This window comes from Cytobacillus sp. FSL R7-0696 (genome assembly GCF_038006865.1).
Classification (GTDB): Bacteria; Bacillota; Bacilli; order Bacillales; family Cytobacillaceae; genus Cytobacillus; species Cytobacillus kochii.
Window position 1 is genome coordinate 3,675,896 of the sequence record NZ_JBBOWA010000001.1, and the last position, 24,903, is coordinate 3,700,798.

Consider the following 24,903-nt stretch of genomic DNA (forward strand, 5'->3'; position numbering starts at 1 on the left):
TCTTCTGTTATTTTTGGCTTCTGTTAAGTCAAGGATAATTGAATGCACAGGATAAGACGAGTGGTTGTTTGATAACCACTCTTTTTTATTTTATTTAAAAACTTTATCAATATAGGTTTATTTATTGTAAGAACGGGTATGTAGATATCTTAAGGGGGTGAAAAGACAGAATTTTTTAATAAATATGGTAAGTATTCATTTATATTAAAGGGGGATTTGATGGAGTTTATTGAAAACATTGTGAATATGAGTAATGAGGTATTATGGGGTTATGTTCTTATCTTTGTGTTAGTGATTGCAGGGCTGTTTTTTAGTATAAGAACAAAGTTTGTTCAAGTCAGGCATATTGGTGAGATGGTTAGGTTACTGTTTGTTAAAGAAACCGTTACAACAGAGTCTAAAAAAACTATTTCGCCTTTACAAGCGTTTTTTGTTGGTGCAGGAACGAGAATAGGTACAGGTAATATTGCCGGAGTAGCTATTGCGATGGTATTAGGTGGTCCTGGAGCAATCTTTTGGATGTGGTTAATTGCAGTTATTGGTAGTGCTAGCTCATTTGTCGAAAATACGTTAGCGCAAACTTATAAGGTTAAGACTGGTGTAGGCTTCAAAGGTGGGCCGGCATATTATATCAAGAAGCAATTAAAACTTCCTTGGATGGCTGTGTTATTTTCCACAATGATTATTTTATCGTATGGTACGACATTTAACGCTGTACAAAGTAATACGATCGCTGTTGCAATGGAGAATTCATTTGGCATTCAGCCTGTTTATATTGGTATCATTCTTGTTTTCTTAACAGGATTAGTAGTATTTGGAGGAATTAAGCGAATAGCAGATATTTCTTCTTTAATCGTGCCGTTTATGGCTTTTGGTTATATTCTGTTAGCTTTATTCGCAGTTGCTTCAAATATTACTGAGTTACCAGCAATGTTTGCTCTTATTTTTAAAAGTGCATTCGGATTTGAGCAGGCTATTGGTGGAGGGATAGCTGCTGCTATTGTTAATGGCATTAAGCGCGGATTATTCTCCAATGGTGCAGGAATGGGGGGGGATCCGATTGCAGCTGCAACAGCGACTGTATCTCATCCAGTAAAACAAGGCTTCGTTCAGGCTCTAGGGGTATTATTTGATACTTTATTGGTTTGTTCTGCTACTGCTTTTATCATTTTATCCTCCGAAAGCTATGCTTCAGGCTTAACAGGTATCGAATTGACTCAAGCTGCGATGTCGGAACACTTTGGTACAATAGGTGGAATGTTTCTCGGTATTGCTATTTTTTTATTTGCTTTTACTTCTATTATTGGATCTTATTATTATGGTGAAGCAAACTTGAATTTCATTCATAAGAGTAAAATATTTCATCATGCTTATAAGGTAGCTGCATTAGGAATGGTCATGTTTGGTGCAATTGCTAATTTAGAAATTGTTTGGGGAATGGCAGATTTAACAATGGGTATCATGGCGCTTGTCAATTTAACCGCCATTACGATGTTATCGCCTATCGTAGTTAAGCTGTTGAAAAACTATATGCAGCAACGGAAAGCGGGCTTGGAACCGCAATTTTATCAAGAGGATATCCCTGGTCTAACAGGGGTAGAAGCTTGGCCTGTCAGAGAAAAGGAGAAAAGAAAGAAAGCGATGTAATGGAAATGAGCGAATCCTAATTTTTAGGGGTTCGCTCATTTTTTGTGCGAGGAACAAGGTTTCACTTTGTATTAATTTTTTGCGTAAGTCAGCTAATTGAGGAACTGAGCCGATAATTGTGAATGTATCTCATCTTGGATGCAATGTGATTGAAATTGCTATCAATGTTAATTTCGCTTCAATTTAGCGTTAGGTTCTCGATTGTAATAAAAATAGCGGACTAAAGGCCGCTATTTTATTATTTCATCTCCCTACTTGGTAGGAGAGAATGCACTGCTATCTAAAGTTTATTTTTAAATAAAAAGTCTGCTAATGCCGATTGATTCTTCGTTAGATCAGCTAATGTATATTGATCTAGTACTTCTAAATACGCTTTTAATGCTTTATTTAATACATGTCTTAGACCACAAACAGGTGAAATGACACAATGATTGTTATTAGTATCAAAACATTCAACTAAATGAAAATCTTCTTCGGTTTTTCTGACCACTTCACCAATATTAATATCTTTAGGTGACATCGCTAATCGAATGCCTCCATTTCTTCCTCGTATCGTCTCAACATATTGATTTTTCCCTAATTGATAGATAACTTTCATCAGATGATTCTTAGAGATTTGATATGTATCTGCAATTTCTTTAATATTTGTCAGCTGGTCTTTTTCAATTGTTGCTAAATATATGAGAACTCTTAATGAATAATCCGTGTAGTTGGTAAGACGCATTATGAATCACACCTTTTTTCTATTAATAGTTCTATTATACATATTGCTTGATATGGAACCAATTGTGACAACTTTTTAAAAGATGTATTTAAAATATTGCTTTAAATTTGGAAACGGTATATTTTAAAGATGTATTTAAAATATTGCTTTTAAATTGAAAGGGTGGAGATATTAATGTTAAAACAAGAGACGATTAAAATCATCAAATCAACCATACCCGTATTAGAAATTCATGGAACCGCTATCACAACGCATTTTTATAAACGATTATTTGCTGAACATCCTGAACTACTTAACATTTTTAATCATGCTAATCAAGAGAAGGGAAGACAGCCTAAAGCCCTCGCTAATGTATTATTTCAAGCAGCTAACCATATTGAACATTTAGAAGAATTAGCGCCGGCAGTTGCTACAATTGCTCATAAGCATCGAAGCTTAGGGGTTAAGAAGGAGCATTATCCAATCGTCGGGGAACATCTATTAGCAGCGATAAAAGAAGTTCTAGGTGATGCAGCAACAGAAGACATTATTACGGCGTGGGCAGAGGCTTATGAAGTGATTGCCGGTATCTTTATTTCCACAGAAGAAGAGTTATACAATGCATCAGCATGGGCTGGATTTAAATCTTTTAAAGTAGTAAATAAGGTACCTGAAAGTGATCTTATCACTTCTTTTTATATAGAGCCAAATGATGGTATGACTTTACCAACCCACCAACCTGGCCAGTATGTAACGATTCGGGTAAATATAGCTGGCGAAAAGTACGACCATAACCGTCAATATAGCTTATCAGGTAAACCATCAGAAAAGACGTATCGTATATCTGTCAAAAGAGAAGAACAGGGTAAAGTCTCAAACTGGTTACATGACCATGTGCAAATAGGAGACAGTTTGGATGTTAGTGCACCAGCTGGTGAATTTGTATTATCATCCCAAGCAGAGACACCCGTGGTATTAATCAGTGGTGGTGTTGGAACCACACCATTATTGAGTATGCTTCATGCATTAGAAGGGACAAAGCGAGAAGTAAGTTTCCTTCATAGTTGTAAGAACAAAAACGTACATGCGTTTGAAGATGAAGTGAAGCCGTTGATAGCAGGAATTGAAAAGGGGCGTTTCCTAGTAAAATATAGTGATGACGTGGGCAGATTAGATAGTGAGGATTTAAAGCAACATATTAGTCAAGAAGCAGAGTACTATCTATGTGGTCCTATCAATTTTATGGAAAATATGAAAGAACAATTATTGATGTTAGGTGTGGAAAATTCGCATATTCATCTTGAACTGTTTGGTCCAGCCGTTCCTCTAAAAGAAAAGATCAATATGTAAAAGAAGAGCTTTTGAAATATTTCAGTAGAAAAGAGATGAAAACTCATCTCTTTTCTGTTTATTAATTTTGCCTTTTCCCTTTCAACTTACACGATATAAGGGAATAAATTAAAATCAATCCATTGTTAAGACCTTTCATCTCTTAGTAACCTTAATTGTATATTGTCGAGAAGTCCTTCATCAACAAATGAGTTCCTTTCGAAATGTATAAAAAGGCTAAAATGTTAAAGAATATATTTATCAATTATGAGAGGTGAATCATATGGAAACAAAGAGGATAAAACAAATACTTTCATCATCGAGTGATGTAGAAGTTCAATACAATGGAACTTCTGTATGGATAGATAAGTTACATGAAGATGATAAAACAGTTACTGTTCATTTAAGAGGAATTCCTTTAGAAGAAAGAACAGAAGTAGATATTTCAGACCTTAATGAAGTGTAATTACAATTCAACATGTTAGAGTGTAGGTAGATACTGCTACCTACCTTTTTATTTATAGTGGAGAAATGAACCATATTTAAAATTTCTTTCACTTTACATAGGGTACCGGGGTATAATATAATATGTGTAAGGGAGGCGATTCAATGGGATATGAAGAAGATAAGGTAAGAGAAGAAACAATGTGCCTAGAGCATGCAGATAGACGCAGTCATCATTCAGATAAAGTAAAAAAGAATTTAGTCACTCGATTGAATCGTATCGAAGGACAAATTCGAGGTATTAAAGGTCTAATTGAAAAAGATACGTATTGTGATGATGTGATTACACAAATATCCGCAACACAATCTGCCTTAAATAGTGTCGCTAAAATTTTACTTGAAGGTCATTTAAAAGGGTGTGTCATTGATCGGATAAATGAAGGTGACGAAGAAGTGTTAGATGAATTTCTTATTACAATTCAAAAATTAATGAAAAAATAGGAGGATTTTAAACATGGAAAACGTAATTTTACATGTAGAAGGAATGTCTTGTGGTCACTGTGTGAAAGCGGTAGAAAGTAGTGTTGGTGAACTTAAAGGAGTAGACACGGTCAAAGTAGATTTAGATAAAAAAGAAGTCAAAGTTGCCTTTGATGCTTCATCTGTAAAGCTTGATCAAATTAAAGAAACAATTGATGATCAAGGTTATGAAGTTAAATCTTAATCGTGCAGCTTTGCACGATTTATTTTAAGTGTTTGTATAGGGTAGTAGGGTATAGTATTGAAAGAAAGGTGTGGTAGGAGCATATGTCTAATCAAGACGATTCTCACCAAAAAATTCATTTGCCAATTACGGGAATGACGTGTGCTGCCTGTTCTGCTCGAATAGAAAAAGGGTTAAGTAAAATGGATGGTGTAAACGAAGCGAATGTGAATCTCACTTCTGAAATAGCAACCATTTCCTATAACCCTCAAAAAGTAGGGGAACATGCATTTCAGCAGAAGATTAAAGATCTAGGCTACGAAGTTGTTTTAGAGAAAGCTGAGTTTGATATTACAGGAATGACATGTGCTGCTTGTTCGGCGCGAATAGAAAAAGTTTTAAATAAACAGCCCGGTATTGCGCAGGCAAACGTGAACTTAGCTTTAGAAACAGGTACTGTTGAATACAATCCTGAACAGGTTTCAGTTGAGGAAATCATTGCAAAGGTAGATAAGATTGGGTATAGCGCTTCGCTAAAAACAACTGCCAGCGCAAATGATGTGAGGGAACCGCATATTAAAAAGCAGCAAAGGAAATTTATCGCTGCTGCTATCCTTTCTCTACCATTACTTTGGACGATGGTTGGGCATTTTGAATTCACCTCATTCATTTTTCTACCAGATTTTTTAATGAACCCTTGGATACAGTTAATTTTGGCGACACCTGTACAATTTATTATCGGTTGGCAATTTTATACTGGTGCATATAAATCATTGAAATCTGGTAGCGCGAATATGGATGTACTTGTTGTATTAGGTACTTCTGCAGCTTACTTTTATAGTTTGTTTCTAACATTACAATCGATGAATGCAACATATGGTCATCATGTTGAGCTCTATTATGAAACGAGTGCGATTATTATTACCCTTATTTTGTTAGGGAAATTATTTGAAGCACGTGCAAAAGGAAGATCATCAGAAGCAATAAAGAAATTAATGAATTTAAAGGCTAAAAAAGCCGTTGTAGTAAAAGAAGGGAAGGAAACGATTGTCCCAGTTGAGCAAGTTATGCAAGGCGATAAGGTTATCATTAAGCCTGGTGAAAGAATTCCTGTAGATGCAGTAATCATTGAAGGACATTCAGCTGTTGACGAATCAATGTTAACAGGAGAAAGTGTGCCAGTTGATAAGAAAGCTGGTGATGAAGTAATTGGAGCAACTGTAAACAAAAATGGTCATTTAACCGTTGAAGCAACAAAGGTTGGAAAAGATTCAGCGCTGGCGCAAATTATTAAAGTAGTCGAGCAAGCACAAGGGTCGAAAGCACCTATTCAGCGGTTAGCCGATAAGATTTCGGGCATCTTTGTTCCCATTGTGGTAGCTATTGCCCTTGTTACCTTCTTTATATGGTTTCTTTTCTTGCAACCGGGTGATGTAGCTAGTGCGTTAGAAAAAATGATTGCTGTGCTCGTTATTGCTTGTCCTTGTGCACTAGGATTAGCGACACCTACTTCAATTATGGCAGGGTCTGGCCGTTCAGCAGAGATGGGTGTTTTATTTAAAGGTGGAGAGCATCTCGAGATGACACATGAAATTACAACTGTTGTGGTTGATAAAACAGGTACTGTTACAAATGGTCAGCCTATATTAACCGATATCATAGTCGAGCCTGGAACAAATGAGGCCCATTTTCTTTCCATTGTTGCTGCGAGTGAGAAGTCATCTGAACACCCTCTTGCTGAAGCCATTGTGAAAGGGTTAGAGGAGAAAAATATAGAAAAAATAAAAAGTGAATATTTCGAAGCGCTACCAGGTTATGGTATCTCTGCGAAAGTTACAGGAAAAGATGTACTGATTGGTACAGTTAGATTAATGGAAGAGAATGGGATAGACTCCTCTTGGTTCTCGAAACAAATGAAAGAATTAGAAGGTGAAGGGAAAACAGCAATGCTTGTGGCTATTAACGGTAGAGCAAAAGGCCTTCTTGCTGTAGCTGACACGATAAAAGATTCATCAAACGAAGCGATTCAAAGGCTACATGATATGGGGTTAGAAGTTATTATGATGACTGGAGATAACCAGTTAACCGCACAAGCTATTGCTAAAGAAGTAGGTATATCAAAAGTCATTGCAGAAGTCTTACCAGAAACGAAGGCAGAAGAAGTAAGAAAGCTGCAAAGTCTAGGGAAAAAGGTAGCGATGGTAGGAGATGGTATTAACGACGCCCCAGCATTAGCAACTGCCGATATCGGCATGGCTATTGGTACAGGAACAGATATTGCCATGGAAGCAGGAGACATTACACTTATGCGTGGTGATCTAAATAGTATTGCCGATGCAATCATGATGAGTAAAAAAACCATTCGTAATATTAAACAGAATCTTTTTTGGGCGTTTGGTTATAATACAATCGGTATTCCTATTGCAGCTGCGGGTTTCTTAGCACCATGGTTAGCAGGTGCTGCGATGGCGTTTAGCTCTGTGTCCGTTGTATTAAATGCACTTCGTTTGCAACGTGTAAGATAAAGATGACAAGTTACGTATGAATTTCTATAAAACATTCTATCAAAAAACTGATTGAGAAAAACAAGCTAATTAAATAGTTAGTTTGTTTTTCTCTTTTTATAGAAGGTATGTAGGAGATGGATAAAAAAATTTGTCCCTTGAGGTAAATTATTTTCTTTTTAATATGGCATATACTTATATAGATTTTTTGACCCACAACTTTACCACCATTGAATTTATTTCAATACTTCTGCGATTTTTTAATTTATTTACCAAAAAACTATTACTTTTCTGGTTTAAGCTTACTCGTTTGAAGGTAAAAAAGTAGAGTTGGTCAGCTTGAACAATTTTTAATGGATTTCAAGACTTTTTTACACAAATAAGAAATGCTATTATTTATTATGGTCTCAAATTTACCGCTAAAAGAACGAAACGTATATTTTAAATTTAGATAAAAGAAATAAATTGTATTCTATGAAATGATGTGATATGATTACTCATACAATCTCAGATACAATATATAGTTATTTTTTTACTTCTCGACAACTACATATAGTAATTGGTTGAAGGAGTCCAAATGGACTTAAAATGGGAATCCGGATAAGCCGGAGCTGTACCCGCAACTGTAAGTGTGACGAAAAGAGGAAACCACTGTTCTTTTGAAAGAATGGGAAGGCTCTTAGTAGATTGATACACAAGCCAGGATACCTGCCTTCTTAATCATAAGTTTCAATTCTTCGGGGCTTGAGAAGATGAAACGACAGTTGATGAAAAGAGTGTTATTGTACACTTGTATTTATACTGTCGTTTGATCCGCTCAAGGTGTAACTGGGGCGGTTTTTTTTATGCCTAAATTTGATAGAAATAGTTTGAAGGAGGAAGAAATTTGAAAACAATGATTGATACGACAGTCAATTTTGAACAATTATATCAACAATTCAACAACTTACCAATTAGTGCGTTAGAAAAGCGTGCGGAACAATTAAATCACTTAGAGTTAGATAGTTTCTATGATCAGTTAATACTAGAATGTCTTTCTTACATAAATGTTAATGAACCTGATTGGACATATGTGGCTGCCCATTTATATTTAAAGAAGATTTATCAACAAGCAGCGGAGAACCGAGGGTACAGTGGCCAGGCCTATGGTGATTTTCATACTTTAATTCAACAATTAAGTGATCTTGAGATTTATAGTCCTATTTTATTATCTAGTTATACAAAAGAAGAAATTGATGAATTAGGCAAAGAAATTGTCCCTGAAAGAGATCAGCTCTTTACTTATCTCGGGATTAAAATGCTTACCGATCGTTATGTAGCAAAAGATCGCCAAAAGAGAATTTTTGAGTTGCCTCAAGAACGCTGGATGGTTATTGCAATGATTCTTATGCATCAAGAAGAAAAAAATCGGTTGCAATTAGTAAAAGAAGCTTACTGGGCAATGAGTAACTTATTTATGACTGTAGCTACACCAACTTTATCCAATGCAGGTAAGAACTGGGGACAACTATCTAGCTGCTTTATCGAAACAGTTGATGATAGTCTAGATTCGATTTATGACAGTAATACAGACATTGCTGCACTATCTAAAAATGGTGGTGGAATCGGCGTTTATTTAGGTAAGATTCGTAGTAGAGGCAGTATGATTAAAGGATTCAAAGGCGCTTCATCTGGTGTGCTTCCATGGATGAAACAGCTAAATAATACAGCTGTAAGTGTCGATCAACTTGGACAAAGGCAAGGAGCAATTAGCGTTTATCTAGACGTTTGGCACAAGGATATCTTTTCTTTCCTTGATGCAAAGTTAAATAATGGTGATGAAAGATTACGTACACATGATTTATTTACCGGTGTTTGTCTACCTGATTTATTCATGGAAAAAGTAGAAGAGCGTAGTAACTGGTATTTATTTGACCCACATGAAGTTCGACAAAAAATGGGCTTCTCATTAGAAGATTATTATGATGAAGAAGTTGGTGCAGGTACTTTTAGAATGAAATATCTAGAATGCGTCAATAATGAAGAGCTATCGAAGAAGGAAATTCCTGCTATCGATATTATGAAGTCTATCATGCGCAGTCAATTAGAAACGGGAACACCATTTATGTTCTATCGGGATGAAGTGAACCGTATGAATGCAAACGCACATGCTGGCATGATCTATTGCACAAATCTTTGTACTGAAATCGTTCAAAATCAAAGTGTAACAACAAGAGTAGAAGAGTATACAAAAGATGGTAAAATTGTCATCGAGAAAACACCTGGTGATTTCGTCGTATGTAACCTGTCTTCTATTAACCTTGCCAAAGCAGTGAATGAAGCAGTCATAGAACGATTGATTCCTATTCAAGTAAGAATGCTAGACAATGTAATTGATATTAATAAAATCCCTGTTATCCAAGGGCAGTTAACGAATAAAAAATATCGCGCGATCGGCTTAGGTACTTTCGGCTGGCATCATTTATTAGCTACTAATAAGGTCGTTTGGGAAAGCCCTGAATCATTAGAATTTGCAGACCGACTTTACGAGAAGATTGCTTACTTAACGATTGAAAGTTCTATGAATCTAGCTGAGGAAAAGGGAGCCTACCCAGCATTCAATGGTTCAGATTGGCATACAGGTGCCTATTTCGAAAAAAGAGATTACCTGAATGGTGATAGCGAACTTGATTGGCAAGGACTAATGGAAAAAGTGAAAGCAAAAGGAATTAGAAACGGCTATTTACAAGCGATAGCACCTAATGCGTCAACTGCATTAATTGCAGGTAGCACACCGAGTATTGATCCAATCTTCAACAAGCAATACTCAGAAGAGAAAAAAGACTATCGTATTCCTGTAACTGCACCAGACCTAAACGCTCAAACGACGTGGTACTATAAATCTGCTTACCATATCGATCAAAAATGGAGCATTGCTCAAAATGCGAAACGTCAAAAGCATATTGACCAAGCTGTGTCATTTAATCTATATATTAAAAATACGATTAAAGCAAAAGAATTATTAGATCTTCACGTATCGGCATGGAAAAACAGGCTGAAAACAACGTATTATTTACGTTCTACTTCCACAGATATTGAAGATTGTGAATCATGCTCTAGCTGATTTCACCGAGAGGAGAATGAAATAAATGAACACTTTAAATAAACGTCCCATTATGAATCATGAAGCACCAAACCGTTCAACAGGTATTATTAATGGAGAATGTTCGAACGTTTTAAACTGGGATGATGTAAGATTTTCCTGGGCTTACCCTAAATATAAAAAGATGTTATCTAATTTCTGGACACCATTTGAAATTAATATGTCTCAAGATATTAAGCAATTCCCTGAGTTATCTGAGGACGCACAAGAAGCCTTTTTAAAGATTATCGGTTTACTAGCGTTACTAGATAGCATTCAAACTGACTATGCTGGGAAGACAGCAGATTATTTAACAGATTCTAGTCTTTCAGCGTTAATGATTATTCTTGCACAACAAGAAGTTATTCATAATCACTCGTATTCTTATATTCTTTCTTCTATTGTTTCAAAAAGTAAGCAAGATGAAGTCTTCGATTATTGGCGTACAGAACCAACATTAAGAGAACGAAATGATTTTATTACAAATGGTTATAAAGATTTTGTAAAAGAACCGACGGCGGAAAATATGTTAAAATCAATCGTTTATGATGTAGTATTAGAAGGCTTATTCTTCTATTCAGGTTTCGCTTTCTTCTATTATTTAGCGAGAAATCAAAAAATGGTATCTACATCAACGATGATTAACTATATTAATCGTGATGAACAAATTCACGTTGATTTATTTGTAAAAATCTTTAAAGAAATCTTAAACGAGCATCCTGAATTAGACACACCAGAATTGCAACAATTTGTAAAAGATACCTTTAGAAAAGCTGCAGATCTCGAAATTGAATGGGCACGTGAAGTAATCGGTGATAAAATGGATGGTATTCTTATTACTGACCTTGAAGCATACATCAAATTTTATGCCAATGTCCGCAGTAATCAATTAGGATTTGAACGACCGTTTGAAGGATTCCGTAAAAATCCACTCCGTTGGATTGTTGCTTATGAAGAGGTAGATCAAGGCAAATCTGATTTCTTCGAACAAAAATCAAGACAATATACAAAAGTGAATCAAGTCGATAATGGATTTGATGAATTATAAGTTTTATAATAAACCTTGCATATCATATGCAAGGTTTATTATTTCTTCTTAATAATTGAAGAAATGATAAGCTTTAAGAAGAAGAGGTGTTTCTTGTGAAAAAAATTTTAATTGTTGATGATGATCAACATGTTCGCTATTTAATGAAGGATAGTTTACAAAAAGAAGGCTATCAAACCACTGAGGCAAAAGATGGTCAGGATGCGATGGCAATATTAGAAACGGAAGTAGTCGATCTTGTTATTGCAGATATAATGATGCCGAACATGGATGGCTATCAACTAACAAAAACAATTCGTAGGGATTTTGACCTCCCGATTATCCTGCTTACGGCAAAGGGACAATTAGATGATAAAGCAAAGGGGTTTTCAGTCGGTACGGATGATTATGTGGTAAAGCCATTTGAGCCGAAAGAGTTATTATTCCGTGTCAATGCATTATTACGAAGATATGGAAAGGTAGGAACAACGAGTATCATGCTCGACCGATTATATATCAATAAAAAAAGCTATGAAATTGAAGTGAGCAATAAAGCCTATCTATTACCACTGAAGGAATTTGAGTTATTATATTTTCTGGCTGCTAACCAAAATAGAGTATACAGTAGACAGCAATTAATTGAACAAATCTGGGGCATTGATTTTTCTGGGGATGAAAGGACTGTTGATGTACATATTAAACGTTTACGTAGCCGCTTATCTAAGTTAGAGGTAGATGTAATCATTAAAACGATTCGCGGTATCGGTTATTCATTGGAGATAGGCAAATGAAAACACTTTACTCAAAAATTGCTCTCACAACCATTTGTATTATGCTTCTAAGTAGTGTCATTTCATTCATCTTGAGCAATGCATATTATCAACAATCATTAAAGCCTAAAAACGATGCCAAAGTGACAGAGATGGCGAAAGCTACGATTACCTTCATGGAGGAGAATCCACAAATCAATAAGGAACTATATCTTACAAATATCAGCTCTTTTGGTTATCAAATATTTGTAACTGATGGTCTTGGAGAGGAATCTTTTTATGGAGCGGAGTATCGCGATCATAATTTAAGTAGTGCTGCTGTTCAACAAGTTTTGAATGGTCGGATTTATCACGGTATTAACCTTTTTCCACATGCTACATTTGTGACCGGTTTTTTTGCTAACGAACTTAAAAATACTGTCGGTGTACCATTTACTTATCAAGAGAGGGAGTATGCTCTTTTTCTCAGACCTGATATTTCCCTTTTATTTAGCGAAATGCACATGATGTTTGCTTGGTTATTGATTGGTATCCTCTTATTAAGTATTTTATTCGTGTTCATCAGTACAAAGTATATTGTAAAGCCGATTAGAAAGTTAAATGAAGCAACAACAGTGATTGCTAATGGAGCGTACAGTATTGAGTTACCTACTAATAGAAAAGATGAAATTGGTTCTCTCACTCAAAGTTTTATGAAAATGACGAAAAAATTAGAAGCAGCAAATGAAATGCGCAAAGAATTTATTACAAATATCTCACATGATATTCAATCCCCTTTATCTAATATAAAAGGTTACTTACATCTTTTTAAGGAAAAGAAAAGAACAGATGAAGAAATGAATCAAATGACAATGATGGAAGAAGAAGTAACCCGTTTGTCTGATTTAACAAATCAATTATTATTATTATCTTCTATCGACTATAGGAAAGATATGGTTAATATCGTTTCATTTAATATGAGTGAACAACTAAAGTCAGTGATTAAACAATATCAGTGGCATTTAGAAGACAAAGGCATGATGCTAAGTTATTCATTGCCTGATTGTATGATCGAAGGGGACCCCTCCTTGCTCTATTCTGTTTGGGAAAATTTACTCACAAATAGCATTAAATATGGAAAGGAAAATGGAGATATTTCCATCATTCTTAAAGAAGAGGGGGGCTGGATAAAAGTACAAATTCAGGATAATGGTATTGGTATGAATCAGGAGGAAATGAAAAAGGTTTTTAATCGTTTTTATCGTTCCGACCTTTCTAGAAATCGTTCCATTGCTGGTTCTGGGTTAGGACTTTCCATTGTTTATTCAATCGTAGATCTTCACCAAGGAGAAGTACGAGTCGAAAGTGAAGAAGGAGAAGGAACGATTTTTACAATTATGCTACCAAACCAATCGAATTAGCAAAACAATTCTATTGTAAACCATTGTTCATACTCCGTTCATATTCATTCTATAACCTTATTTTGTCAGTCATAAAAGGTGAGATAGGACATATGATGACAAAATAAAATCAAATGAATGAAGATGAAAAGGGTGAGTGTCAATTGAATAAATTTAGCAAAATATTACTTAGGTTTTCTGCTATCTTTGCAGTGATAGGTGCTTTTCTAGGATCACATATGGCCGGAGCAGGGAGTTATGCCTTCAAACCCATCCATGCCCATAGTTTAGTTGTTGGCTGGCTATCACTTTTCGCATGGGCGGTATATTATCAATTATTTACTCCGAAGCTAAGATTCCTTGCAAAATTACATGTCACTACTGCCATTATCGGCACAATTGGTTTAACCGCTGGAATGGCAATGTTTATCTTTAAACCAGGTTTTATGCCAGAGATGATTAATACGGTTTTTTATATTGTTGGAGGAAGTATCCTATTGATTAGCTTTGTTCTTTTCTTATTACTTACTTTTACAAAACATGAAAGTGAGATAAAAAAATAGCTTTCAGCTGTAGGTTTTAGAAAAAATAAATGACGCTTAGTAATTGATATATGAAGGGTGAGTTCTTCTTGTTGACTTCATACCAATAGGGGTATAGAATATGAGGGTGAATATAACATCCTAGGAGGAAAAATGCTTACGTTTATTAGTATACTCTTAATCATTTTACTTTTGACTTTTATATATAGTAGATATTTGCCGGTATTTGGTGTGAAGGCACAAGTGTTACAAGACAATCAAGAAAGCGATGTTCGGATTGTTGATGTGAGGGACTATAATGAAAAAGTAGATCAGGCTCATCATCGTCTGCATATTCCAATTGCTTATCTCCATCGCTTTTATCATGAAATCGATGGAAAGAGCGTACACGTTATTGCTTCATCAAAAATAGAAAAAAACATGAGCATTCGATTTCTTAGAAGAAAAGGATATAAGGTGTCAGGGTACACACTATGCAATGAATGTTGAACAATATAAATATAGAAAAGAGTGCCACAGATTAAGTGATCTGTGGTTTTTTGTTGAATTGTAAAAGAGGATAATAGGGAAATTCATTTTTTCCTAAAGCTGTAAGAAGAGTGGTACAAGGGGCGGATTCTTGCTTTTAGAAAAAGCCCCAAGAATAAAAGTAACGTAAATGAGAGAAACACTGCTCTCAGAGGAAACCCCAAGAGTGAGTGCGCCTTAAAAGTAATAGTTCCTTCTCATAACGGAAAATAACAGTTACTAACTACATTTAAATTTTAAATAAGGCTGCAAAATAAAATCCTCTTCTGTACCATACGCTCTCATAAATACATCTTAAGTACTCGTGTTTTCTACATTCATTATTCTCTCATCTAGTTTTCTTAACTTTTCTTCATTCATTTGATACTGCATGATGAGCTGTTGTATGGCGAGCATATTTTCCTCGATTTTAAGGTGGTTGTCATTCAATGTATATTGTGTCCTTAAATGGAAATAGTCCTCTTCATTAGGTTGCTTGGATGGCTGTTTCAGATGCAGTATAGTATCTTGCAATAATCGCATTAAGTAGGGTGAAGGTGTAAGCTCTTTCAAAGAAAGGTTTACAAGCTGGAATAAGTGGATAAACGCTTGTTTTATGATAGTTAAATGCCTTTCTTTCTGCCTTAGGTAAAATACATCCTTCCTAGAAAATTTATGAAAGCGCCATTCATCTTTTTGATATTGTATCAGCTGTTGGTAATGAGCTATTTCTTCCTCAATCTTTGCAATGACTTGTTTGACCTCGTTTCTGCTGCTATTTCCTTGTTTGATGTTGTTTGTTACATATACAAGAATATTTTCCATACGATTCAATAACTGTGTAGACGTTTTGCTTATTTTTACTAAATAATTCGGGGGTAAAATAAATATATTTACACAAGTTGAAATTAATAAACCTAGCGTCGTACCTCCAAGTCTCATTAACAATGTTGCCATATAAGCTTCTTGTACAATTGAAATCATGGCCATACCGGTTAAAGCGGCTACAAGTAGACCATCTTCTAGCTTTAACTTCGTACATATCATCAAAGTGAAAACGGCTGTTAGTGCGTAAGCCAACGAACTATCTGAAAAGATAAAGGTAAATAAAACGGCGAAGGAAGCTGCTATAGAAGAAGCTTGAAATCTTGCTGGTGCTTTGCGAATGGATTCTTTCGCCGTAGGCTCAATCGTAACGAGAGCGGTAATGACTGCAAAGGTTGGTGGCCATGTGAATAGCTGACATAGAAATGCAGTAATAAAGACAGAAATGCCTGTTTTGAAAATTCGCCCTCCAAATAGTCTAATCATAGTTAGTATCCTCTTTCTATATGCCTTACATTTATAATGAAGGAAGTTTAAAATAAACACGCTGCATTAACAGAATGACCAATTGAACCTTTTTCAATCAAAAGAAAGAAAAAATAAATAAAAAAGAAGGTTCATTTGTACATCCTCCTATCGGTATTTTGAGCATTTACGGCGAAATTATTGCAAACAAGTAGATTTGAAATAAAAATGTCATACTATGTTCGCTTTTGTTTGGTTTTAATTGGTAAAATAGAGTGTGGTATACTGAATAATAAGAATAATCTATTAATAGGAGGGCAACTCTATGATTCAATTTCCAAAACCCGAGATGGATCAGTTTCTAAAAACGTTAAGCATTAATGATTTTGTCGTTAATTCCGATGAGTCCCAAGTAGTGTTTAGTACAAATTTAAATGGCTACTATAATTTATGGGCAATGAATTTGCCACAACAATTTCCAGTTCAGTTAACATTCAAAAATCAAGTGTGCATGGGGCTTCTCTATGATAAGAGTGGCAAATTTATACTTGCGGGTTTTGATCAAGATGGGGATGAGTGTGCGCAATATTATGCAGTCCATCCAAGTGGTGGTAAATTGAAACAACTAATCAATAATGAAAAAACGAGGAATTTTAATCCCTTATTATCAAAAGATGGCCAGTATTTATATTATAGTTCGGCTAAAAATAACCCAACTTATTTAAATGTTTATAGATATCATATAGAAACAGAGCAAGAAGAACTTTTCCTAGAGGGTAAAGAAGGTATGACGTTTCTAGATGGTTGGAGTCCAAATGAAGAGAGTTATATTTCATCTACTGTATTTGCCAATACGCATTCTCTCGCTTATGTACATACGGAACGTGAAAAGCTTTGTTTAACTGAAAAGGAGGAAGAGGCGCATACGGTAACTGGATCTTTGTTTACCGCGGAAGACACGATTTATTTGATCACCAACTTTAAAGAAAATTTCACTTATTTGGCTGAATTTAATATCGTGACAAAGCAATTTCGTAAAGTCGTCGGGCTTGACCATGAAAGTTTCTCATCCATTCATTATGATAAGAGTAATCACATCATCTATTTAACTTCTGAAAAAGGAGTGGAGGATTATCTTTATGCTTATTCATTAGATCATAATTCCTTACAAAAGGTAGAAATTCCTTGTGATATCATTGAAAAATTAGTTGTTCATGACTCAGGAAATTTATATCTTTTAGGAAGAAGCGCTATTAAACCGCACAATATTTATCAATTGAAAAAGGGTGAAAAGTGGAAGCAGTTAACTGAATATCGCGTACCAGGTGTGGAAGAATCTGAGCTTGTCGAGCCGGCAACGATTTACTATCCTTCATTTGATGATTTAGAAATTGAAGCATTATGGTTTGAAGCAAATAAAGAGGTAAATAATGGCCAAGTTATATTTTGGCCACATGGTGGACCGCAAGCCGCAGAGAGAAAATCTTTTCGTTCCTATTTTCAGTTTCTTATCAATCATGGATATAGCATCTTTGCCCCTAATTTTAGAGGATCAACAGGTTATGGCCTGTCCTTTATGAAAATGGTAGAGGGTGATTGGGGAGATGGTCCTAGGTTAGATAATATAGCTGGTATAGAGTGGCTAATTGAAAAAGGTTATACAAAGAAAGGTGACATTCTATTAATGGGCGGAAGCTACGGCGGATATATGGCGCTACTTTTACATGGTAGACATCCAGAGTATTTTAAAGCGGTGGTCGATATCTTCGGACCTTCTAATTTATTTTCGTTTATAGAATCAGTTCCCGAAGATTGGAAACCAATTATGGATCAATGGGTTGGAAATCCCTTAAAAGATAAGGAAAAACTCACTGAATACTCCCCTATTATTTATTTGGAAGCTATGACTAAACCGATGCTCGTTATTCAGGGAGCAAATGATCCCCGTGTAGTGAAGGAGGAATCTGATCAAATTGTGCAAGCATTGAGGAAAAAAGGACGCGAAGTAAAGTATATTTTATTACAAGATGAGGGACATGGATTTTCTAAAAAAGAAAATGAGCAGCTTGTGTTTGAAGAAGTTCTCTCTTTTTTTGATCAGCACACAAAGAAAACCGCCGATACGAATAGTTAATTACGTTCCAAGCTAGGAGGAAATATAGTGAAATTATTTCCTCTATTTGTTTACCATGTGAAGAGGTGAAGATAGTAGATGATTGTACAGAATCGTAGTCTTTTATTGACAGTAGAGACAACGCTCACTGGTGAAATTATTTCTATGAGCGAATCATTACGTATCTTGATAAAAGGGAAGCCTTCCACGTATATTGACGACCTATTTCCTAGATGGAATGCGTATGGTAATGAAAAGATAAAGGTTGCCTTTTTAACGGATGAAGATTTTCTTCTGTTTATCAGAAGTCAATCAGGACAACATCACTACTTATATATAGGGGTTCTATCTTCCGAATTGTCTCAATTAATGAATAAAGTAAGTGACTTGATGAAGGCAAATACGCTACTAGAAGCAATCATAGAAAACTCTTACGATGGTATTTATTTAACCGATCGAAACGGTAATACCATTTTAACCAATTCCGCAATGGAGAGAATTACAGGGATCCCAAAAGACTATTATATGAACAAAAAGGTCGATGCTTTAATTGAAAGAGGCATTCTCGAGAGTTCGTTAACGAAAAGGGTGATAGAAAAGAAAGAAACGATTTCACATGTCCAGTTTAATCGAGCTGGCAATGAATCGTTGCTCCTTACAGGTAGTCCAGTTTTTGACGATACAGGAGAAGTAGAAAGTGTTGTCACAAATATTAGAGATTTATCACAGTTGATTGAACTACAAAATGCTCTAAAAGAAGCAAATAAATTAAACCTCTCTTACCGTCAAGAAATTGAAAGGTTAAAACAAAACATTAACATACATCAGCAATCAATTGTCATAGAAAGTGAAAAAATGAAGCATGTATACGAAACCGCCGAAAGGATTGTTAATGTGGATGCCACAGTTCTTCTTCTTGGTGATACAGGCGTAGGAAAAGATGTTCTTGCTAAATATATTTACGAAACAAGCAATAGAAGAATGAAGGGCAAATATATTAAACTAAACTGTGGTGCGATTCCAGAAGAATTAATTGAATCTGAGTTATTTGGTTATGAAAAAGGTGCTTTCACAGGTGCAGATAAACAAGGGAAACCAGGGATGTTTGAACTAGCCGATGAAGGGGTTTTATTTTTAGATGAGATTGGGGAATTACCGTTGGCTTCACAAGTCAAATTGTTAAGAGTTATTCAGGAAAAGGAAATCCAACGGGTAGGCGGAACGAAGACGAAGAATGTAAATGTAAGGCTTATTGCTGCGACTAATAGAGATTTAAAAGAGATGGTGAATAAAGGTCGTTTTCGCGAAGATCTTTATTATCGCTTAAATGTAATTACCATTGAAATCCCCTCTTTAAAGGACCGGCGGGAGGATATTTATCCCTTAATCAATTATTTCTTAAAACAGACGAACGAAAAGTATCATTTCAACAAAGATCTACATAATGATGTAAAAAAATTTTTATACCATTATCAATGGCCTGGCAATATTCGTGAATTAGCCAACTTAATTGAGAGATTGGTTATTGTCTCACAAGAGTCTATCATTACAATGAATGATCTTCCACCAGAATATCAGCGAGAAATAGATTTTCCATATGAAAATGACAAAATAGAGACATTAAAGGATGTAGTAGAAGCAGCAGAAAAAAAAGCTATTATGAAAGCTTTAAAAAAATGTACAACAACCTATGAGCTCGCATCCGCTTTGCATACAAGCCAACCGACAATTTCAAGAAAGCTTAAAAAGTATGGAATAGAGTTGATTCATTAGTGAATCTACTCTATTCTTTTTTGAATCAAAAAAGTAAGCGTTTACTTTTTTGCTGATTTAAAGGATGCGGAAAAAATAACTATATAACTTGTGTTAAAGCTATTCATTAACGATTTATCATGAGTTAAAAATGATGGCATGGTTTTTGCATCTATATTAATAAAGCAAACAAAGGAGTGATCTTATGTTCACAGTTCAAAACCAAGAAATCGATCAAATCGTGCAGATGGTTCACCAATTTGTCGAGAAGGAAGTAGAGCCTTTAGCACAACAAATTGAAGATGACGACCGTATACCAGATTCTTTGGTTCAGCAAGTGAAGGAACTTGGATTATTTGGGATGAGTATACCAGAAGAGTATGGGGGTATTGGTCTTGGCATGGTTGGGAAAACCGCTGTATTAGAACAATTAGGTCGCACGCATAATGGTTTTGTTAGTTTAATTAGTGCACACACAGGTATTGGTAGTACAGGTTTAGTAAGGCTTGGCTCTCCCTACTTGAAAGAAAAATACTTACCTGCTTTAGCATCAGGAGAAAAAATTGCTTGTTTTGCCCTTTCAGAGCCTGGGGCAGGTTCTGATGCTACTAATCTTGCGACAAAAGCAGAGAAAAAGGGAGATAAGTGGATTCTTAATGGGTCAAAACATTTCATCACGAACGCGCCTGTAGCAGATGTATTTACGGTCTTTGCTGTTACAGATAAAGACAAAGGCGCAAAGGGGATTACTGCCTTCTTAATAGAAAAAGATTTTCCTGGATTTACAGTAGGAAAAAAGGATAAAAAAATGGGTTTAAAAGGTTCATATACTGCACAATTATTGTTTGATCAATGTGAAGTGCCAGAAGAAAATGTTATAGGAGAAGTGGGTCTTGGATATGTAGCTGCACTAACTATTTTAAGTGAAGGACGGATTGGGTTAGCGGCAAGGGCAGTTGGATCTTGTGATAAACTCATTGAATTATCAGCGAAATATGCGAATGAGCGTATTCAGTTCGGTAAACCAATTGCAAAGAACCAAGCGATTCAATGGATGTTAGCTGATATGGCAACAGAAACAGAAGCAGCAAGAACATTAACATTAAAAGCCGCTCATTTAGTCGATCAAGGTAGAAAGGTCGTGAAAGAATCCTCAATGGCTAAACTTTACGCGTCTGAAGTGTTTAATCGAGTGGCTGACAAAGCAGTGCAAATTCATGGTGGCATGGGCTACGTCGCTGATTATCCTGTTGAAAGGTATTATCGTGATGCAAGAATAACGAAAATCTATGAAGGCACAAATGAAATCCAACGGCTAATTATTGCAAGAGATATATTAAAAGACTATATGTGACACATAAAGGAGGAATGTGTCTTGAATAATCTCTCATTAAAAAGAGTATGGGAAAAATATTATGAAGATCGGTTGCCAAATTTCCACATACCTTATATTGGCCTATATGAAGTACTAAAGGAAACTGCGCATTCTTATCGAGATCATGTGGCTATCATTTTTAATCACGAAACACTCACCTATGAGGAACTGAAGAAACGAACGGACACACTCGCTTCGTATTGGCAGAGATGTGGGTTGAAAAAAGGGGATAGAATCGGGTTATGGCTTGGCAATCATCCAGATTATGTCACTGCCTATTATGCTAGTCATGCACTTGGTCTTATCATCGTGCCAATTAACCCAGCCTATACACCAAGAGAGGTATTGCAAGTGTTTCATGATACAGAATTACGCGCACTAGTTGTTGGTGAAAAATCAGTTACTGCACTGCAGAAAATTAGAGAAGTGTATGATTTAGAGCATATTATGTATGCCACAAATGTCAGTATTAATAGGGAAGTATCTTCAATCGTTCATCATATGAAAGATATTTTTAAAAATGGAAGTACTAAATTTACTGAAGCGTCTATAGATCCTAAAAAAGACTTAGCCATTATACAATACACAGGCGGAACAACGGGAACGATAAAAGGAGCCATGCTTACACATCATAATTTAATTGCGAATGTTTACCAAAGTTATGTGATGTATCGACAAAAAGTGGCTTTCGGAAACGAAACGATATTAGCGGCAACTCCGCTTTATCATGTGTTTGCGATGACAAGTGCTATGAATGTAGGCATCTTTTTAGGAGCGCGAATCTTGCTCTTTGAACGTTTTGACGTTGATGAGGTTTTAAATCAAGTGAAGAAATATGCACCAACCATGTTTCCAGGTGTCCCTAAAATGTATCTTTCTTTTATCCATCATCCCAATGTACGATCCGCAGGATTAAACTCTCTTAAAATATGTTCATCCGGATCAGCGCCATTGCCAGTAGAGGTTATTAAACAATTCAAGCAATTAACTGGTTGTACCATCTTAGAAGGGTTTGGTATGTCGGAAACTTCCCCAACGACTCACCGTACGCCAATAAATGGTACACATAAACATGGTAGCATCGGTATTCCTGTTCCTGCTGTAGATTGTCGTATCGTTGATCAAAAACAGGAGGATTTGGGGATTAATCAGGTCGGTGAATTGGTCATTAAAGGTCCACAAGTGATGAAGGGTTACTGGAACAATGAGAAAGAGACAGCCGCTACGTTACAAGAAGGGTGGTTATTTACAGGTGATTTAGCCACAGTAGACGAAGATGGGTATTTCTATATTGTCGGTCGTAAAAAAGAAATGATTCTTTTCTCGGGGTTTAATATTTATCCTCAAGAAGTGGAAAATGTCCTTTATGAACATCAAGGTATTGCTGAAGTTGCAGTAGTCGGTATCCCTGATTCTGAAAATGGAGAGATTCCGAAAGCATTTCTTGTGGCTAAAGAAGGTTATACGCTCCATCTTGAAGAAATTAAAGCATTTTGTTATACGAAACTAACACCTTATAAAGTACCGAGAGTTTTTGAAGAAAGAAGTCACCTACCAAGAAATGGTGTTGGTAAATTATTGAAAAGATTACTTGTGAAAGAGAAGAATTAGAAAGGAGAAATAAACGAGAATGACAAATATAAAAAAAGTTGGTGTGATTGGAGCGGGAGCAATGGGTGCACAAATTGCCGTTGTAGCAGCGCTTCATCAATATGATGTCGTGTTACAAGATATATCTAACGATCGTTTAATAAAAGCGAAAGAAGTGTTAGAAACACAGTTAGAAAAGAGGGTAAGAAAAGGGAGATTTTCGCGTGATGAGGTGGATAAAGCTTTCGAACATTTAACATTTACTACTGAAATCAACCAGTTACATGATGTAGATATTATCATAGAAGCTATTATTGAAGATTTAGAGGCAAAACAAACATTATTTCAATCTTTAGAAAAGATTGTCTCGGAAAATTGTATCATTGCGACGAATAGCTCCACTATAGTGAGCTCTAAATTGATAGATAAGTTAACCTATCAAAATCGTGTATGTAATATCCATTTCTTTAACCCAGTACTTGTGATGGAGCTTGTGGAGGTTGTTCAAGGTCCGCATACTTCAAAGGACGTTGCCCAGCAAGCGATGACATTCATTCATAGTATTGGAAAAAAACCAGTACTTCTACAAAAAGAAATTTCAGGTTTCATCGCCAATCGTATCTTAGCGAGACTCATGGATGAAGCGATTTATTTATATGAACATGGATATGCCAGTTATGAAGAAATCGATGTCGTTGTCGAAAAGGCTTTAGGTCATCCTATTGGTCCATTTGCATTAATGGATTTAACTGGTCTTGATGTAAATTATGCTGTAAGGAAGCAAAGATATGCAGAAACAGGGCTCGAGGTGGATCGCCCTAAACAGTCGGTAGTAGAAAAAGTGGAAAAAGGTGAATTAGGTAGAAAAACAGGTAAAAGATGGTACGCATACGATCAACACGGAAAGAAAATAGAGAATATTCAAAAATAAAGGGAGGCAGATGATATGAGTTATACAGTAAGTGAAGATATCGAAGTGTTGCAAAAAGGTGTTAGAGAGTTTGTGCAAAATGAAGTGGAAGCGGTTGCGATGCAGATCGAAAAAGAGGATCACATCCCAGATAAAATTGTAGAAATGGCAAAAGAGCTAGGCTTATTTGGTTTAAGTATTCCAGAAGAATATGGTGGGTTAGGCATTGGGATGGTAGGCAAATGTGCCTTGTATGAAGAAATTGGTGCCACGCATAATGGATTCACCACTTTGATTGGCGGTCATACGGGTATCGGATCAGTGGGCATTGTGGAAATGGGAAATGAATATCAAAAACAGAAGTACTTACCTGATATGGCTACAGGAAAGAAAATAGGTGCCTTCGCATTAACAGAGCCACAGGCTGGTTCGAATGCCACTAATTTAAAAACGACGGCAGTACGTAAAGGCGATAAATATATTTTAAATGGGTTAAAGCACTATATTACAAATGCACCTCAAGCGGATGTCTTTACGGTTATGGCTGTCACAGATCCATCTAAAGGTGCAAAAGGGATTACTTCTTTTATTGTAGAAAAAAGTTTTCCTGGTTTTCAAGTAGGAGCGATTGAACATAAAATGGGCCTTCGTGGTTCACATTCAGCAGAAATAATTATGGAAGACTGTGAAGTCCCAGTAGAAAATGTCCTAGGTGAAGAAGGGAGAGGGTATGTGAATGCATTAACAATTCTTGCCAACGGACGTGCAGGCTTGGCTGCCAGAAACTTAGGTTCCGCCCAAAAATTATTAGATCTTTCAATGACGTATGCAAAAGAACGGGTGCAGTTCAATGTACCAATTATTGAGCATCAGGCCGTTGCTCATATGCTAGCGGAAATGGCTGTCGATATAGAAGCATTACGATCTTTTACGTACCAAGTAGCTACGATGGTTGATGAAGGGAAGAAAGTAATTAAGGAAGCTGCGATGATTAAATTATTCGGCTCAGAGGTATATAACCGTGTGGCTGATAAAGCCGTACAAGTCCATGGCGGGATTGGATACATTTCAGATTTTCCTATTGAACGGTTTTATCGTGATGCGAGAATTACGAGGATTTATGAAGGAACATCAGAAATACAAAAAAATATCATCGCTGCTCAATTAAATAAAGAATATAACTAAGGGGGGAAGAAA

At 35.9% G+C, this 24,903-nt stretch carries 20 protein-coding genes and 1 riboswitch; of the genes, 18 read left to right on the plus strand and 2 right to left on the minus strand.

The genetic code is table 11. The annotated features are described in order from the left end of the window. The first annotated feature begins 219 nt into the window (after positions 1-219). Entirely contained in the window at positions 220-1,647 is a 1,428-nt protein-coding gene (locus tag MKX29_RS19000; RefSeq protein ID WP_224938482.1) for an alanine/glycine:cation symporter family protein, read from the plus strand. 280 nt (positions 1,648-1,927) lie between these two features. Here MKX29_RS19000 and MKX29_RS19005 read toward each other — a convergent pair whose 3' ends face one another. Beyond that, entirely contained in the window at positions 1,928-2,371 is a 444-nt protein-coding gene (locus tag MKX29_RS19005) for an Rrf2 family transcriptional regulator (protein ID WP_341107084.1), read from the minus strand. A gap of 174 nt (positions 2,372-2,545) precedes the next feature. Between MKX29_RS19005 and hmpA the strand changes: the two genes are divergently transcribed. The 11 genes from hmpA (at position 2,546) to MKX29_RS19060 (ending at position 14,658) form a co-directional block, all read left to right on the plus strand. Then, complete coding sequence (hmpA, locus tag MKX29_RS19010) at positions 2,546-3,700, plus strand: NO-inducible flavohemoprotein (protein ID WP_224938480.1); 1,155 nt, start codon at positions 2,546-2,548, stop codon at positions 3,698-3,700. 262 nt (positions 3,701-3,962) lie between these two features. Further along, on the plus strand, positions 3,963-4,145 hold the full coding sequence (locus tag MKX29_RS19015) for an H-type small acid-soluble spore protein (RefSeq protein WP_095372961.1): 183 nt from the start codon (positions 3,963-3,965) through the stop codon (positions 4,143-4,145). Between the two features lie 143 nt (positions 4,146-4,288). After that, positions 4,289-4,624: a metal-sensitive transcriptional regulator gene (locus MKX29_RS19020; RefSeq protein WP_289433985.1), complete on the plus strand. Its 336-nt coding sequence runs from the start codon at positions 4,289-4,291 to the stop codon at positions 4,622-4,624. A 13-nt stretch (positions 4,625-4,637) separates the two neighbouring features. Then, positions 4,638-4,847: a copper chaperone CopZ gene (copZ, locus tag MKX29_RS19025; RefSeq protein WP_224938479.1), complete on the plus strand. Its 210-nt coding sequence runs from the start codon at positions 4,638-4,640 to the stop codon at positions 4,845-4,847. 83 nt (positions 4,848-4,930) lie between these two features. Continuing rightward, the gene (locus MKX29_RS19030; protein ID WP_341107085.1) at positions 4,931-7,351 is read left to right on the plus strand and encodes a heavy metal translocating P-type ATPase; all 2,421 of its coding nucleotides are present in this window, start codon (positions 4,931-4,933) and stop codon (positions 7,349-7,351) included. Between the two features lie 531 nt (positions 7,352-7,882). After that, a riboswitch (cobalamin riboswitch) is annotated at positions 7,883-8,060 on the plus strand. Between the two features lie 165 nt (positions 8,061-8,225). After that, positions 8,226-10,433 (plus strand): ribonucleoside-diphosphate reductase subunit alpha, encoded by a 2,208-nt coding sequence (locus MKX29_RS19035; RefSeq protein WP_341108308.1) that lies wholly within the window; start codon positions 8,226-8,228, stop codon positions 10,431-10,433. Between the two features lie 25 nt (positions 10,434-10,458). Then, positions 10,459-11,499, plus strand: a complete 1,041-nt coding sequence (locus MKX29_RS19040) for a ribonucleotide-diphosphate reductase subunit beta (RefSeq protein WP_251161808.1) — start codon at positions 10,459-10,461, stop codon at positions 11,497-11,499. 95 nt (positions 11,500-11,594) lie between these two features. Beyond that, a complete protein-coding gene (locus tag MKX29_RS19045; RefSeq protein ID WP_224938476.1) occupies positions 11,595-12,269 on the plus strand; it encodes a response regulator transcription factor in 675 nt (224 codons plus the stop codon). Continuing rightward, positions 12,266-13,648, plus strand: coding sequence for a HAMP domain-containing sensor histidine kinase (locus MKX29_RS19050; RefSeq protein WP_341107086.1), 1,383 nt, complete (start codon positions 12,266-12,268; stop codon positions 13,646-13,648). Before MKX29_RS19045 ends, MKX29_RS19050 begins: the two co-directional genes overlap by 4 nt. Before the next feature lie 143 nt (positions 13,649-13,791). Further along, entirely contained in the window at positions 13,792-14,190 is a 399-nt protein-coding gene (locus tag MKX29_RS19055) for a hypothetical protein (RefSeq protein ID WP_224938474.1), read from the plus strand. A gap of 132 nt (positions 14,191-14,322) precedes the next feature. Further along, entirely contained in the window at positions 14,323-14,658 is a 336-nt protein-coding gene (locus MKX29_RS19060; RefSeq protein WP_224938473.1) for a hypothetical protein, read from the plus strand. A 333-nt stretch (positions 14,659-14,991) separates the two neighbouring features. Here MKX29_RS19060 and MKX29_RS19065 read toward each other — a convergent pair whose 3' ends face one another. Further along, on the minus strand, positions 14,992-15,987 hold the full coding sequence (locus MKX29_RS19065) for an aromatic acid exporter family protein (RefSeq protein WP_251161805.1): 996 nt from the start codon (positions 15,985-15,987) through the stop codon (positions 14,992-14,994). Positions 15,988-16,291: 304 nt separating this feature from the next. Here MKX29_RS19065 and MKX29_RS19070 point away from each other — a divergent pair, with 304 nt between their 5' ends. The 6 genes from MKX29_RS19070 (at position 16,292) to MKX29_RS19095 (ending at position 24,891) form a co-directional block, all read left to right on the plus strand. After that, a complete protein-coding gene (locus tag MKX29_RS19070; protein WP_341107087.1) occupies positions 16,292-18,100 on the plus strand; it encodes a S9 family peptidase in 1,809 nt (602 codons plus the stop codon). A gap of 78 nt (positions 18,101-18,178) precedes the next feature. Then, complete coding sequence (locus MKX29_RS19075; RefSeq protein ID WP_224938470.1) at positions 18,179-19,852, plus strand: sigma-54 interaction domain-containing protein; 1,674 nt, start codon at positions 18,179-18,181, stop codon at positions 19,850-19,852. A gap of 184 nt (positions 19,853-20,036) precedes the next feature. Further along, positions 20,037-21,185 carry an acyl-CoA dehydrogenase family protein gene (locus tag MKX29_RS19080; protein WP_224938469.1) on the plus strand — a complete coding sequence of 383 codons (1,149 nt, stop codon included), beginning with the start codon at positions 20,037-20,039 and terminating at the stop codon, positions 21,183-21,185. A 21-nt stretch (positions 21,186-21,206) separates the two neighbouring features. Beyond that, complete coding sequence (locus tag MKX29_RS19085; protein ID WP_341107091.1) at positions 21,207-22,817, plus strand: long-chain-fatty-acid--CoA ligase; 1,611 nt, start codon at positions 21,207-21,209, stop codon at positions 22,815-22,817. Between the two features lie 19 nt (positions 22,818-22,836). Continuing rightward, a complete protein-coding gene (locus MKX29_RS19090) occupies positions 22,837-23,727 on the plus strand; it encodes a 3-hydroxyacyl-CoA dehydrogenase family protein (protein ID WP_341107093.1) in 891 nt (296 codons plus the stop codon). Positions 23,728-23,742: 15 nt separating this feature from the next. Further along, a complete protein-coding gene (locus tag MKX29_RS19095) occupies positions 23,743-24,891 on the plus strand; it encodes an acyl-CoA dehydrogenase family protein (RefSeq protein WP_341107094.1) in 1,149 nt (382 codons plus the stop codon). The last annotated feature ends 12 nt before the right edge of the window (positions 24,892-24,903 follow it).